Source organism: Streptomyces sp. DT190 (genome assembly GCF_049846985.1).
GTDB lineage: Bacteria > Actinomycetota > Actinomycetes > Streptomycetales > Streptomycetaceae > Streptomyces.
This window is the reverse complement of the sequence record NZ_JBNCNM010000002.1, coordinates 670,341-684,496: the sequence shown is the minus strand read 5'-3', so window position 1 is coordinate 684,496 and position 14,156 is coordinate 670,341. Positions and strand designations below refer to the sequence as shown.

The window sequence follows — 14,156 nt, the reverse complement described above, 5'->3', positions numbered from 1 at the left end:
GGATCCGGGGCATGACTGACACGGCGGAACAGGACGAGCGGGTGCGGGACGAGGATGCCGGGGCACAGCTGCGGCAGCGGCGGCTGGCCGCCCACCGGCGCGCCCACCGGGTGCTGGCGCGCTTCGGCTTCCACCAGACGCTCCGCGAGCGGCTGGCCCGGCTGGACGGCGCGCAGGACGTGTACGACCTCGACGAGCTGTCCGACGTGTACGGGGACGGCGTCGTCGAGGCCCTGGAGCGGAAGGTCGCCGGGCTGCTCGGCACGGAGGCCGCCGCCTTCTTCCCGACCGGCACGATGGCCCAGCAGGTGGCGCTGCGCTGCTGGGCGGGCCGCACCGGCGACCGGACCGTCGCCCTGCACGCCCTCGGCCACCCCGAGGTGCACGAGCGGAACGCGTTCAGCGAGGTCGCCGGCCTGCGCCCGGTGCGGGTGACGAGCGAGCCGCGGCTGCCGACCGCCGCCGAGGTCCGCGACTTCGAGGAGCCGTTCGGCGCGCTGATGCTGGAACTGCCGCTGCGGGACGCCGGTTTCGTGCTGCCCTCCTGGGAGGAGCTCACCGAGGTCGTCGCGGCCGCGCGGGAGCGGGACGCGGTGGTGCACTTCGACGGGGCCCGGCTGTGGGAGTCCACCGTGCACCTCGGCCGGTCCCTGGAGGAGATCGCCGGCCTGGCCGACAGCGTCTACGTGTCGTTCTACAAGTCCCTGGAGGCGTTCGGCGGGGCGGCCCTCGCCGGCCCGGCGGAGTTCGTCGCCGAGGCGAAGGCCTGGCGGCACCGGTACGGCGGCCTGGTCTTCCAGCAGTTCCCCACCGCCCTGTCGGCGCTGATCGGCCTGGAGCGGGAACTGCCCCGGCTGCCGGAGTACGTGGCGCACGCGCGCGTGGTGGCCGTGGCCCTGCGGGAGGGGTTCGCCGCGGCCGGGACGCCGTGGGCACGCGTGTACCCGCGGGTGCCGCACACCCACGACTTCCAGGTCTGGCTGCCGTACGACTCCGGCGTCCTCGCCGAGGCGGCGGTCCGCACGGCCGAGGAGACGGGCGTCGTCCTGTTCGGCGGCTCCTGGGACCGGCGCGGCCCGGACCTGGCGCTCACGGAGGTGCACGTGCGCTCGGCCGCACTGGAGTGGACGGCCGAGGACGTGAAGGCCGCGGTCGGGGAGTTCGTGGCCCGGCTGCCGGAGCAGGTCAGGTAGGGCGCCGCCGCCAGCGGCCGAGGGCCGCCCGGAACCGGTGGCGGACGGGACGGTCGGCCGGGACCGGGCGGCCCGCAAGGACGGCCCGGAACCGCCGTCCGTCGCGCCGTGCCCGCACGACCCGCCACGCGTGGGTGCCCGGCTCGGGCGGTGGGGCCTCGCCCAGGGACCGGGCGCGGTGGGTGTCGAGGAGGTACTGCTGCGTGATGCTCATGGTGGATGGCCTCCGCGGGACGGGAGAGGGAGGCCGCAGGGGGAGGTCCGAAGGCTCCGCGGCGGCCCCGGTCGTTCCACCGTGCGCCCGTGCCGTGCGGGACGTCGCGCCGATTGACGGCCCCCGTCAATCGACGGGGCGTTGTCGGTGGCCGGGTGCACCATGAGGTCATGAGCGTGCGCATCGACATCACGGGGCTGCGGCAGGAGAGGATCGCCGTCGTCCCCTCCCCCCTGGCCGAGCTCGGCATGGCGCTGCACGCGCTGTCCGAGCCGGCGCACCATCCGGGCCTGCAGGGCTGGGTGACGGGCGTGACGGCCCGCCTCGACCCGCATCTGGCCGACCGGATGTGCGAGGCGGACTTCCTGTGGCGCACGACGTTCTCCGACCTGTTCCTGCCCTGCGCGGGCCTGCCGGACCGCAGGACGCTGCCGGGCGGCACGCTCGCCGAGGAGCTGGACCTGCTCGACAAGCTGTCGGACGAGCAGTTCGTCGACGCCGCGCTGGAGTTCACCTGCGCCACCGGGTACGGCGAGTGCGCGCCCACGGCCCTGACCGACCCGGAGGTGCGCCGCCGCGCCCTGGAGCTGGCCGCCGCGCGCGGGCCCCGGCAGCTGCGGTTCAGCGAGCGGCTGCTGGCCGACCCGCCCCGGATCCGGGGCTGGCTGCGGCAGTTCCTCCGGGACTGCGACGAGGCGTTCTTCGCGGAGGCCTGGTCCCGGCTGCGCCACCAGCTCGCGGCGGACACCCGGCACAAGACGGACCTGCTGCGCCGCAAGGGCCTGGCCGAGGCGCTGGCCGCGGTGTCCCCGGCGGTGACGCTCGACGAACCGGCCGCGGTGATCTCGGTCGACAAGCTGGGCGACGGCCGGACGGCCACCGGCGACGGCGGCCTGCTGCTCGTCCCGACGAGCCTGGGCTGGCCGCACCTGATGGTCCTGCACCGCCACGGCTGGCAGCCCGTGCTGCACTACCCGGTCGGCTCCCCCGAGCTCGCCGCCCCGCCCACGCTGGAGCAGCTGGCGCTGCGCATGACCGCGCTGGCCCACCCCGTCCGCATGCGCATGTGCCGCCATCTGGCCCGCACCGCCTACAGCACCGGCGAGCTGGCGCAGGTGCACGGCATGACGGCCCCGGAGATCTCCCGGCACCTGGCCGTGCTGAAGAAGGCGGGCCTGGTCACCACCCGCCGCCGCGGGCGCTACGTCCTGCACCAGCTGGACGTGACGGTGGTGGCCCGGCTGGGCAGCGAGTTCCTGGAGGGGATCCTGCGCTAGGTCGCGTCCGGGCCGGGCGTCCGGGTCAGCCGTGGCCGCCGGCCCTCACCAGTCCGGTCTCGTAGGCCAGCACCACGACCTGCACCCGGTCCCGCAGCCCCAGCTTGGTCAGGATGCGGCCCACGTGGGTCTTCACGGTCGCCTCCGACAGCACCAGCCGGGCCGCGATCTCGCCGTTGGACAGGCCCTGCGCGACCAGCACCATGACCTCGCGCTCGCGCTCGGTGAGCCGCTCCAGCTCCTTGTGCTGGGGCTGCTGCGTGCCCGGCAGCATCGGCGCGAAGCGGTCCAGCAGGCGCCGGGTGGTGGAGGGCGCGACGACCGCGTCCCCGCTGTGCACGGCCCGGATGGCGGCGAGCAGCTCACCGGGCGGCACGTCCTTGAGCATGAAACCGGAGGCACCCGCCTTCAGCCCGGAGAAGGCGTACTCGTCGAGGTCGAAGGTGGTCAGGATGAGCACCTTCGGCGGGTCGGTGTCCGCGCAGATCCGGCGGGTCGCCTCCACCCCGTCGAGCTTGGGCATGCGGACGTCCATCAGCACGACGTCGACCTCGGTCGCGCGCAGCGCCTGGATGGCCTCGACGCCGTCGCCCGCCTCGGCCACGACCTCCATGTCCGGCTGGGCGGCGAGCACCATCCGGAACCCGGTGCGCAGCAGCACCTGGTCGTCGACGAGCATCACGCGGATCGTCATCGGGGCCTCTTCCATGGGTCTGTTACAGGTGTCAGCGAGGGGGCGTGTCGACGTCAGTGCGCGGGTTTGAGCGGCAGCAGGGCGCTGATGCGGAATCCTCCGCCCGGGCGCGGTCCGGCGTCCAGCGTGCCGCCGACCATACCGACCCGTTCCCGCATGCCGATCAGGCCGTGGCCCTGTCCGTCGAACCCGCCCTCCTCGTACAGCTCGTGCGGGGCGCCCTTGCCGTCGTCCTCGACGAGCAGGCCGAGGCCGTCGTCGAAGTAGACCAGGCGCACGCTGGCGCCCGCGTTGGGGCCGCCGTGCTTGCGGGTGTTGGTGAGCGCCTCCTGCACGATGCGGTAGGCGGTGAGTTCGACGCCGCTGGGCAGCGGGCGCGGGGTGCCCTCGACCTTGAAGTCGACGGGCAGTCCGGAGCCCCGGCACTGCTCGACGAGGTCCTCGATCTGCTGCACGTCGGGCTGCGGCACGTACTCGCCGGCCTCCTGGTGCTCCCCGGTGCGCAGCACGCCGAGCAGGCGGCGCATCTCGGCGAGGGCCTGGCGGCCGGTGGAGGAGATGGTCTCCAGGGCCTTCTTCGCCTGGTCGGGCGCGGCGTCCAGCACGTAGGCGGCGCCGTCGGCCTGCACCACCATCACCGACACGTTGTGGGCGACGACGTCGTGCAACTCACGGGCGATGCGGGCGCGTTCGGCGGCGACCGCGACCTTGGACTGCGCCTCGCGCTCCCGCTCCAGACGGGCGGCCCGCTCCTCCAGTTGCGCGAAGTAGGCGCGGCGGGTGCGGATCGAGTCGCCCAGCACCCAGGCGAGCGCGAAGGGCACCGTCATGAAGACGGTCAGGGCGATGTTGCCCGCGAGGTTCGTCTCGTCGCTCGGCCAGCGCACATGGGCCACGGGCGCGGCGCACAGACCGGCCCCCAGCGCGAAGCGGGAGGCCCAGCGGGCGCCCTCCGCCGCGACCGTGTAGACGATCACCAGCATGGCGAAGTCGGCCGGGCCGATCTCCACGTCGGTGATCAGCTGGGCCACGCCGGCGGCCGTCGCGAGCAGCAGCATCTGCTCCGGCATCCGGCGGCGCAGCGCGACGACCAGGCAGAGCATCAGCGTGATCGGCACGGCGGCGGCCGGGGAGCCGTAGCCGCCCGCCACTCCGCCCACCAGCGAGATCCCGAGGAGGACGACGGCCCAGGCGGTGTCGACCCACGTCGGGTGCCTGCGGAGGAAGTCATAGAGGCGCTGCACGTAACCCAGCGTAGGGAAGCGGATAGGTGCATGGGTCAACCGGAGGACCGATCCGCGTCCGGCGCGCGTACTCCGCAAGGTGGAGTTGCGTTCGTTGTGTGCGCATAGCCTGGCGCCGTGACTGCGGGTGCGAGGGACGAGTGGCGTGGGTGGCTGAGCGCGGCGCGGGAGGCGCTGTACGGGCCGCGCGGGTTCTACCGCCGGGCCGAGGGGCCCAGCGCGCACTTCCGTACGTCCGTACACGCGTCCCCGCTGTTCGCGGGGGCCGTGGCCCGGCTGCTGTGCCGGGTCGACGAGGCGCTGGGACGCCCCGCGGTGCTGGACTTCGTCGACATGGCGGCCGGGCGGGGCGAGCTGGCCGCCGGGGTGCTCGCCGCGCTGCCCGCGCAGGTGGCGGACCGCACGCGCGTGCACGCCGTGGAACTCGCCGGGCGGCCCCCGGGCCTCGATCACCGGATCGAGTGGCTGTCCGCGCCCCCGCCGGGGACGACGGGGCTGCTGTTCGCCAACGAGTGGCTGGACAACGTGCCCGTGGAGGTCGCGGAGGTGGACGCCGCGGGCGTCGCACGGCTGGTGCTGGTGCGCGACGACGGTGCCGAGCGGCTCGGGGAGCCGGTGGCCGGGCCGTCGGCGCGGTGGCTCGAACGGTGGTGGCCGCTGACCGGCGAGCCGGGGCTGCGGGCCGAGATCGGGCTGCCCCGCGACCAGGCCTGGGCCGCGGCCGTCGCGACGGTCGGCCGGGGCCTGGCCGTCGCGGTGGACTACGCGCACACGGCCGCCGCGCGCCCGCCGTTCGGGACGCTCACCGGCTTCCGGGAGGGCCGGGAGACCGCCCCCGTGCCGGACGGCTCCTGCGACATCACGGCCCATGTCGCCCTGGACGCGTGCGCGCTGCCCGGCGGGCGCGTGCTCCCCCAGCGCGAGGCGCTGCACGCCCTCGGCGTGACCGGCGCACGCCCCCCGCTCACGCTCGCCTCCACCGACCCGGCCGCCTACGTGCGCGCTCTCGCCGGCGCCGGGGAGGCCGCCGAACTGACGGCGGCGGGCGGGCTCGGCGACTTCGGGTGGCTGGTGCAGCCGGTCGGAATCGAGGACCCGCTGCCACGCTGAGCCGCTGCTGGCCGGGGCCCCGGCCGCTTGCCGGGTTCCGGCTCCTTGCCGGGGTTCCGGACGCTTGCCGGGGTTCCGGCTCCTTGCCGGGTTCCCGGACGCTTGCCGAGGCCCCGGCTGCTCGCCGGGTTCCCGGACGCTTGTCGAGGCCCCGGCTGCTCGCCGAGTTCCCTGCCGCTTGTCGAGGCCCCGGCTGCTCGCCGAGTTCCCTGCCGCTTGTCGTGGCCCCGGCTGCTCGTCGAGGCGCCGGACGCTTGCCGAGGCCCGGCCGCTCGTCGAGGCGCCGGACGCTTGCCGAAGCCCGGCCGCTCGCCAAGATCCCGGACGCTCGCCGAGGCCCCGGCTGCTCGTCGAGGCGCCGGACGCTTGCCGAGGCCCGGCCGCTCGCCAAGATCCCGGCCGCTCGTCGAGGCCCGGCCGCTCGCCGAGGTCCCGGCCGCTCGCCGAGGTCCCCGCTACTTGTCGATGTCCCCGACCACGAAGAACATCGACCCGAGGATCGCCACCATGTCCGCGACCAGCGTTCCCGGCAGCAGCTCGGTCAGCGCCTGGATGTTGTTGTACGAGGCGGAGCGCAGCTTCAGCCGGTACGGGGTCTTCTCGCCCTTGCTGACCAGGTAGTAGCCGTTGATCCCGAGGGGGTTCTCGGTCCAGGCGTAGGTGTGCCCCTCGGGCGCCTTGAGGACCTTCGGGAGCCGCTGGTTGACCGGCCCGGGCGGCAGCTCCGCGAGGCGGTCGAGGCAGGCGTCGGCCAGGTCGAGCGCGTTGTGCGTCTGCTCCAGGAGGCACTCGAAGCGGGCGAGGCAGTCGCCCTCCTGCCGCGTCACCACCCGCAGGGTGTCCTGGAGCTCGCCGTAGGCGAGGTACGGCTCGTCGCGGCGCAGGTCGAAGTCGACGCCCGAGGCGCGCCCGATCGGCCCGCTGACGCCGTAGGCGTGGACGGCCCGCGGGCTGAGGACGCCGACGCCGCGGGTGCGGCCGCGGAAGATCTCGTTGCCCAGCACCAGGTCGTCGAAGCGGTCCATGCGGGAGCGCACGTCGGCGACGGCGGTGCGCGCGCGGCCGGTCCAGCCGGCCGGCAGGTCCTCCTTGAGGCCGCCCACCCGGTTGAACATGTAGTGCATCCGCCCGCCGGAGAGCTCCTCCATGACGTGCTGGAGCTCCTCGCGCTCCCGGAAGGCGTAGAAGATCGGGGTGATCCCGCCCAGCTCCAGCGGGTAGGAGCCGAGGAACATCAGGTGGTTGAGCACCCGGTTCAGCTCGGCGAGCAGCGTGCGCAGCCACACCGCGCGCTCGGGCACCTCCATGCCGAGCATCCGCTCCACGGCGAGGACCACGCCCAGCTCGTTGGAGAACGCCGACAGCCAGTCGTGGCGGTTGGCGAGCATGATGATCTGGCGGTAGTCGCGCGCCTCGAACAGCTTCTCCGCGCCACGGTGCATGTAGCCGATCACCGGCTCGGCGTGCGTGATGCGCTCACCGTCCAGGACCAGCTTCAGCCGCAGCACGCCGTGCGTGGACGGGTGCTGCGGCCCGATGTTGAGCACCATGTCGGTGCTCTCCGCGGCGCCGCCGATTCCGACCATGGTCTCCGTCGTAGGAGTCATGCGCACAGTCTCCCCTACGTACCCTGACCTCATGGAGACGGGGAGCCCGCACGAGGCGGGGGCGACGGGGGCCGGCAGCGCGACGGGGCCCGAGGGCGAGGCCGCCGGTTCCGGGCCGACGCGAGCGGACGACACCGCCGAAGGCACCACGCCGGTGGCGACGGACGAGCGGGCCGGGGCGGGCGAGCGGGCCGGGGCGGGCGAGCCCGTCTGGATCGCGCTGCCCCCCGGTCTGCTCAGGATGCGGCGGCTGCTGCTCGTCTTCTGGCTCGGGCTGATCACGCTGGCCGCCGGGCTCCTGCCGGGACTGCTGGCGGGGCCCGCCTGGGCCCTGTTCGCGCTGCCGCCGCTGGCGCTGACGGTCTGGGGCTGGGTGATGATCGAGCGCAACTGGCGTTCCTGGCGCTACGCCGAGCGGGCCGACGACCTGCTGATCAGCCGCGGCGTGCTGTGGCGCGAGGAGACGGTCGTGCCGTACGGGCGGATGCAGCTCGTGGAGGTGACCTCCGGGCCCGTCGAGCGGCACTTCGGGCTGGCCAGCGTGCAGTTGCACACGGCCGCCGCGGCGACCGACGCGACCATCCCCGGCCTCGACCCGGCCGAGGCGGAACGGCTGCGCGACCGGCTCACCGAGCTGGGCGAGGCCCGATCGGCGGGGCTGTGACCACCCCCGGGGACACCGAGGCCGCCGGGACCGCCGGAACCGGGACCGGGACCGGCGTCATCGAGCGGCGGCTGCACCCCGTCACACCGCTCCGGCGGGCCTGGGCCCCCGTCGCCGTCGTCATCGGCTGGGCCGTGCACGACCCCGACGGCGCGCAGCGCCACCTGACCCGCCTGACCACGACCACCCTGCTCATCGGTCTCGCCGTGATCGTCCCGGCCGCCGCCCTCTACGGCTTCTGCTCCTGGTGGTTCACCCACTTCGCGGTGACCGGTACCGAGCTGCGCATCCGCACCGGCCTGGTCTTCCGCCGCACCGCCCACATCCGCCTGGAGCGCATCCAGGCCATCGACGTCACCCAGCCGCTGCTCGCCCGGGTCGCGGGCGTCGCCAAGCTACGGCTGGACGTCATAGGCACCGACAAGAAGGACGAACTGGCCTTCCTCGGCGCCGACGAGGCCCGGTCCCTGCGCGCCGAACTGCTCGCCCGGGCCGCCGGTTTCGCCCCCGAGACCGCGCACGAGGTCGGCGAGGCACCCTCCCGGCAGCTGCTCCGGGTGCCACCGGGCGTGCTCGCGACGTCGCTGGCGCTGACCGGCGCGACCTGGGGATCGCTGGCCGCCGCGCTCGTCGTGCCGCCGGTGCTGTGGCTGGCCACCCACAGCCTGTGGACGGTCCTCGCGGTCGCCCTGCCGCTGCTGGGCGCGGCCGGCGCGAGCAGCGTGGGCCGGTTCGTCACCGAGTACGACTGGACGGTCGGCGAGTCGCCCGACGGACTGCGCATCGACCACGGCCTGCTGGACCGCGCCCACGAGACGGTGCCGCCGGGGCGCGTGCAGACCGTGCGGATCGTGGAGCCGCTGCTGTGGCGGCGGCGCGGCTGGGTGCGCGTGGAGCTGGACGTCGCCGGTTCGTCCAACTCCGTGCTGCTGCCGGTCGCCCCGCGCGAGATCGCCGAGGACGTCGTCGCCCGGGTGCTGCCCGGGGTGACCGTGCCGGCGCGCACGGCCCTGTCGCCCTCCCCGCGGCGCGCCCGCTGGTGCGTGCCGGTGTGGTGGCGGGGCTACGGACTCGCCGTGACGGACGCGGTGTTCGCGGCCCGTACCGGGCTGCTGCGGCGGACCCTGGCGCTGGTGCCGCACGCCAAGGTGCAGAGCGTACGGATGACGCAGGGGCCGTGGGAACGGGCCCGGGGCCTGGCCGACGTGTCGGTGGACACCGGCGCGAACAAGACGGTGACCGCGCGGCTGCGCGACGCCGCCGAGGCACGCGCCCTGCTGGCCGCCCAGGCGGAACGATCCCGCACCGGGCGCCGGGACGCGCGCCCCGACCGCTGGATGGCGTGAGCCCGCCGCACACGGACCGCTGGATGGCGTGAGCCCGCCGCACACGGACCGCTGGGTGGCGTGAGCCCGCCGCACACGGACCGCTGGGTGGCGTGAGCCCGCCGCACACTGACCGCTGGACGGCCCGCACCCGCCACACGCCCCGACCGCTGGATGGCGTGAGCCCGCCACGCGCCCGAGGACGGCGCAGGCCCCCGGTCACGACCGGGGGCCTGCGTGCACGAGGGCGTCGGTGGGCGGTCAGGACACCGCGCTCCGCAGCCCCTGCAGGTCGATCTGCTCCGTCTCGTCGTGCGCCGTCAGGTCGATGACCTGGCCGATGCCGCGCGACTCCTCGTCGGCCGGCTTGTAGCGGGCCTCGGTCTCGGCCTTGTGCAGGGCGAGCGCCTCCTGGCCGACGACATCGGCGAGGTCCTCGTTCTGCACGGCCTCCAGGGCCGCCCGCGAGGTGCCCTTCTTGGTGCCGAAGAAGTCGAACCCGCCCTCGGTCAGCGGGCGTCGCACCGGCTGCTGCGGCGCCACGGCCACGGCGGTCGGCACCGTGTAGTGGCCGGTCACCGACTGCGTGGCCCGGGCGGGCTCGGGCAGTCGCCCGGCACCGGTGCGGGCGGCGCCGGTGGCGGCGGTCGTGTGCTCGTGCCCGTCGGCCGCCTCGGACCGGCCGGCCGGCCCGTCCTCGCGGGACGGCTCGCGCTGCTCCGCCTGCTCCTGCCGCGGCTCCTGCGCGGGCTCGGCGGCGTCATCGCCCTCCGGCACGCCGTCGCCGTCCCCGCCGCCGTCCGGGTCCGGGACCCGCTCGCCGTCGAACCGGGCGAGCGCGGCGGCGGCCCGCAGGAACAGCCGGGAGCCCTCCGGCGAGAACACCGCCGGAACCGCGGTCCCCGCCTCGACGGCGAGCGGCGCGGCGGCCTTCTGCGCCGGCTCCGCCGGGGCCGTGTCCGCGGCGGCCGCCGCACCCGTGGCACCCGCCGGCAGGGCCGCCCGCACCGGAGCCGTCGCCTCGATCTCCAGGACCCGGCGCTCCTCCAGCACGCTCGCGCGCTCGGTCTCCGACGTGGCGTACCGGCGCAGCAGCGCGGCGTGTTCGTTGCGCAGCCCGGCCAGTTCGGTGCGCTTGGCGCGCAGCCGCTGTTCCAGCTTGGCGCGCAGCTCGCGGGACTCCTCGAGATCGGCCTCCAGTTCGGCGACGCGCTCCTCGAAGCGCCACTCGTCACTGGCCCGCGCGCGCGTGAGGTCGGCGACGCGCTTGCCCGCCTGCGTGTCCCAACGGCGCAGCACGACCGCGCCGATGACCGCCGTCGCCGCGGCGGCCGCGGCCAGCACGCGGAGCACCGTCGGCTCCGTGAACACCCAGGGCCCCAGGGCGCAGACGAGGGAGACGCCCGCGATCGCCGACGGGGGCAGCAGCCTGTGCAGGGGCGGGGAATGGCGATGACGTCCACGTGGCATGGCCAGAAACTTACCGCGCGTAGGCGAATCGTGGTGAGCCACCCCGCAAAAACAAAGCCATATCAAGAGAGTCACGCCGCATCAGAACTCGGAAAGAACCGGAATCGGCAGTTCACCCAATTCGCAAGATCATTTCCAGGGCCCCGCAGCCGCGTGTTCACCCCCGCGCCAGCCGCTCGCTCATCCACTCCAGCGTCGCCGGAATCTCCCGCCGCCAGGTGTTGAAGTTGTGCCCGCCGCTTTCCAGGACGATCGAGGAGATCCGCGTCCGCCCGGTGTCCTTCACCCGCCCTATGAACCGCAGCGTGTCCCGGTAGTTGCTCTCGCCCTTCCTGCTGCTGGTGACCAGCAGGGAGGTGTCGGGCGCGGGCAGGTGCGCCAGGCACCACCACAGATCGGCGCGCCGGCGCAGGTCCTCGTCGCCCTGGAAGAGATCGCCCGTCGTCGCGTCGATCGGCGCCTTGTAGTAGGCGGACAGGCCGGCCCCGGCGGCGTACACACCGGGATGGTGCATCGCGATCTTCAACGCGCAGTAGCCTCCCGTGGAGTTGCCGATGATGCCGAGGCCGCCGGGCTTTTCCGTCACCCGGTAGTGGGAACGCAACGCGTCGGGCAGATCCTTCGCGAAGAACGACTCGGTCCGCGGACCGTCCGGGATGTCGACGCACTCCGTGTCCCGGGGCGGTGCCACCGTCGGCCGCAGCATGACGAGGATCATCGGCCGCATCCGGCCCGAGCGCGCCAGTTCCATTGCCGTGCGCGGATAGTGGAGCTTGTCCACCAGCGCCGAGGCCGTGCCCGGATATCCGGTCAGCACCACCGCCGCCGGGAACCGGTGGGTGCGGTAGCGCGGCTGGAAGTACTCCGGCGGCAGATAGACGTACGCGGGCGTGGCGATACGGGTCGTCCGGCCCACCATCTCCACCTGCTGGATCCGGCCGCCGGCCGCCGGGCGCACCCCGCCCGCTCCCGGCACGCGTTGCGAGCCCACCACCTCCAACGGGCCCCGGCCCGGCGTGTGGTCGACGACCACGCCCTGGTCCTTCTCCTGCCCGAACAGGTCCGCCCAGCTCGCGTAGAACCCGAAGGCCTGGTTGGCGGCCAGGCCCACCGCGGCGAACAGCGCCAGCTGCGTGCCCAGCAGCAGGCCGACCCGCCCGCACACCGCCGGCAGACCGCGCCGGGCCAGCCGCGGCCACAGCCAGACCGTGCCGGTGAACAGCAGCACGGCGGTCAGCACCGCCAGCGCCAGCACCTCGTCACTCGTGAGACCCATGGATCGGTTACCTGTCCGCGCTCTCCGCCCGGCCCGCCCCGCGACCTTCGCGAGGGCTTGTCCCGGGCTTTCCTCCGCCTTTGAAGCGGCTTTGACCTGGGGAGTGAACCTCTCCCCCCGAGACACCGTCCTAGAGGGCGCAATGTCGCCGGATGCCCGAATCGGTACCGGATCCAAGGTCTCTCGCAGAACTACGGGATGCGATGTCTGTCAGGACAGATGAGGAAATGTCGGGTGGGGTTCCGCGCCGCCGCGGCGGTGCGGCCGGCACGGGCCGGACGGGTCGGCTGCTGCGCGGGCCACGCCCCGAGGCCGTGCCCCTCCTCGTCGGCAGAGCCTGCGCCCTCGTGGGCGCGCTGGACGTCGCCGCCGGTGTCTTCCCCCGCTTCCGGCACAGCCGGATGCACGCCGTCGCCGAGGTGCTGCCCGGCGCCCTGGGCCCCTTCGCGGCCGCCCTCTCGCTGAGCACCGGCGTGCTGTTGCTGCTGCTCGCCCACGGCCTCAAGCGCGGCAAGCGCCGGGCCTGGCGGGCCGCCGTCGCCCTGCTCCCGGCCGGGGCCGTCGCGCAGTTCAGCTACCGCCACTCGATCGCCGGCGTGCTCATCTCCCTGGCCCTGCTGGCGCCCCTGCTGCGCCACCGCGACCAGTTCGACGCCCTGCCCGACCCGCGCAGCCGCTGGCGTGCGCTCGCCAACTTCGTGCTGATGAGCGCCGGTTCGCTCCTGCTGGGGCTGATCGTCGTCAGCGTGCACGGCGACCGCATGCTCGGCGACCCCAGCCTGGCCGACCGCATCACCCACGTCGTCTACGGCCTCTTCGGCTTCGAGGGCCCGGTCGACTACCAGGGCACCACCTCCTGGACCGTCGCCTTCTCGCTCGGCGCCCTCGGGCTGCTCACCGCCGTCACCACCCTCTACCTGGCCCTCCGCCCCGAGCACCCGGCCGCCCGGCTCACCGAGGAGGACGAGGCGAGGCTGCGCGCCCTGCTGGACCGGCACGGCGGCCGCGACTCCCTCGGCCACTTCGCGCTGCGCCGCGACAAGGCCGTGGTCTTCTCCCCCAGCGGCAAGGCGGCCGTCACCTACCGCGTGGTCTCCGGCGTGATGCTCGCCAGCGGCGACCCGATCGGCGACGTGGAGGCCTGGCCGGGCGCCATCGAGCGGTTCATGGACGAGGCCCGGGCCCACTCCTGGACCCCCGCCGTCATGGGCTGCTCCGAGACCGGCGGCGAGGTGTGGACCCGCGAGACCGGGCTCGACGCCCTCGAACTCGGCGACGAGGCGGTGGTGGACGTCAAGGATTTCTCCCTGGCCGGCCGTGCGATGCGCAACGTGCGCCAGATGGTCAAGCGCATCGAGCGCGCCGGTTACGAGACCCGGGTACGACGTGTCCGTGACCTCGGCGAGGCCGAGCTGGAGCGGGTCCGGCGCGCCGCCGACGACTGGCGCGGCACCGACACCGAGCGCGGCTTCTCCATGGCCCTCGGCCGGATCGGCGACGCCGCCGACGGCGACTGCCTCATCGCCACCGCGCACAAGCAGGACGACGAGCCCGGCCCGCACGGCGACCTCAAGGCCGTCCTGCACTTCGTGCCCTGGGGCACCGACGGCGCCTCGCTCGACCTCATGCGCCGCGACCGCTCCGCCGACCCGGGCATGAACGAGCTGCTCATCGTGGCCGCCCTCCAGGCCGCCCCGCGGTTCGGCATCGCGCGGGTCTCCCTCAACTTCGCGATGTTCCGCTCGGCCCTGGCGCGCGGCGAGAAGATCGGCGCGGGGCCGGTGCTGCGCGCCTGGCGGGGGCTGCTGGTCTTCCTCTCCCGCTGGTTCCAGATCGAGTCCCTGTACAAGTTCAACGCCAAGTTCCAGCCGCGCTGGGAGCCCCGCTTCGTCGTCTACCGGGCGTCCGCGGACCTGCCCCGCATCGGCTTCGCCGCCATGCAGGCGGAAGGTTTCGTCACACTCGCCCCGCCCCTGCCCCGCTTCCTGCGCCGCCGCCGCGCCACGGCCCGCCGCCCCTGCGCCCACGGCACCGCCTCCGAACGCACCGTGCGAGCGGCCTGACCCGGACGCCCGAACGCAC

At 74.4% G+C, this 14,156-nt stretch carries 12 protein-coding genes; 6 read left to right on the top strand and 6 right to left on the bottom strand.

The annotated features are described in order from the left end of the window. The first annotated feature begins 11 nt into the window (after positions 1-11). Positions 12-1,193, top strand: a complete 1,182-nt coding sequence (locus tag ACPXCS_RS06695; RefSeq protein WP_425943562.1) for a threonine aldolase family protein — start codon at positions 12-14, stop codon at positions 1,191-1,193. Here ACPXCS_RS06695 and ACPXCS_RS06690 read toward each other — a convergent pair. Beyond that, positions 1,186-1,407: a hypothetical protein gene (locus ACPXCS_RS06690; protein WP_425943564.1), complete on the bottom strand. Its 222-nt coding sequence runs from the start codon at positions 1,405-1,407 to the stop codon at positions 1,186-1,188. The genes ACPXCS_RS06695 and ACPXCS_RS06690 overlap by 8 nt on opposite strands. A 170-nt stretch (positions 1,408-1,577) precedes the next feature. Here ACPXCS_RS06690 and ACPXCS_RS06685 point away from each other — a divergent pair, with 170 nt between their 5' ends. Continuing rightward, positions 1,578-2,684, top strand: coding sequence for a DUF5937 family protein (locus ACPXCS_RS06685; RefSeq protein WP_425943566.1), 1,107 nt, complete (start codon positions 1,578-1,580; stop codon positions 2,682-2,684). A gap of 25 nt (positions 2,685-2,709) precedes the next feature. Here ACPXCS_RS06685 and ACPXCS_RS06680 read toward each other — a convergent pair whose 3' ends face one another. Both ACPXCS_RS06680 and ACPXCS_RS06675 read right to left on the bottom strand, forming a co-directional pair. Then, positions 2,710-3,378, bottom strand: a complete 669-nt coding sequence (locus ACPXCS_RS06680) for a response regulator (RefSeq protein ID WP_425943568.1) — start codon at positions 3,376-3,378, stop codon at positions 2,710-2,712. 53 nt (positions 3,379-3,431) lie between these two features. Then, a complete protein-coding gene (locus ACPXCS_RS06675) occupies positions 3,432-4,622 on the bottom strand; it encodes a sensor histidine kinase (protein ID WP_425943570.1) in 1,191 nt (396 codons plus the stop codon). Between the two features lie 117 nt (positions 4,623-4,739). Between ACPXCS_RS06675 and ACPXCS_RS06670 the strand changes: the two genes are divergently transcribed. Then, complete coding sequence (locus ACPXCS_RS06670) at positions 4,740-5,732, top strand: SAM-dependent methyltransferase (protein ID WP_425943572.1); 993 nt, start codon at positions 4,740-4,742, stop codon at positions 5,730-5,732. Between the two features lie 455 nt (positions 5,733-6,187). Here the strand turns inward: ACPXCS_RS06670 and ACPXCS_RS06665 are convergent, their stop codons facing one another. After that, the gene (locus ACPXCS_RS06665) at positions 6,188-7,339 is read right to left on the bottom strand and encodes an NADH-quinone oxidoreductase subunit D (protein ID WP_425943574.1); all 1,152 of its coding nucleotides are present in this window, start codon (positions 7,337-7,339) and stop codon (positions 6,188-6,190) included. Between the two features lie 31 nt (positions 7,340-7,370). On the opposite strand from ACPXCS_RS06665, the gene ACPXCS_RS06660 reads away from it, so the two are divergent. Together ACPXCS_RS06660 and ACPXCS_RS06655 are read left to right on the top strand one after the other, a co-directional pair. Next, positions 7,371-8,003, top strand: a complete 633-nt coding sequence (locus ACPXCS_RS06660; RefSeq protein WP_425943576.1) for a PH domain-containing protein — start codon at positions 7,371-7,373, stop codon at positions 8,001-8,003. Beyond that, entirely contained in the window at positions 8,000-9,349 is a 1,350-nt protein-coding gene (locus tag ACPXCS_RS06655) for a PH domain-containing protein (RefSeq protein WP_425943578.1), read from the top strand. The genes ACPXCS_RS06660 and ACPXCS_RS06655 overlap by 4 nt, the downstream gene beginning before the upstream one ends. Before the next feature lie 240 nt (positions 9,350-9,589). Here the strand turns inward: ACPXCS_RS06655 and ACPXCS_RS06650 are convergent, their stop codons facing one another. Both ACPXCS_RS06650 and ACPXCS_RS06645 read right to left on the bottom strand, forming a co-directional pair. Beyond that, positions 9,590-10,798, bottom strand: a complete 1,209-nt coding sequence (locus ACPXCS_RS06650; RefSeq protein WP_425943580.1) for a hypothetical protein — start codon at positions 10,796-10,798, stop codon at positions 9,590-9,592. A 157-nt stretch (positions 10,799-10,955) separates the two neighbouring features. Then, positions 10,956-12,074, bottom strand: coding sequence for an alpha/beta hydrolase (locus ACPXCS_RS06645; RefSeq protein ID WP_425943582.1), 1,119 nt, complete (start codon positions 12,072-12,074; stop codon positions 10,956-10,958). Positions 12,075-12,301: 227 nt separating this feature from the next. Between ACPXCS_RS06645 and ACPXCS_RS06640 the strand changes: the two genes are divergently transcribed. Continuing rightward, positions 12,302-14,137: a phosphatidylglycerol lysyltransferase domain-containing protein gene (locus ACPXCS_RS06640; protein ID WP_425943584.1), complete on the top strand. Its 1,836-nt coding sequence runs from the start codon at positions 12,302-12,304 to the stop codon at positions 14,135-14,137. Positions 14,138-14,156 lie beyond the last annotated feature (19 nt).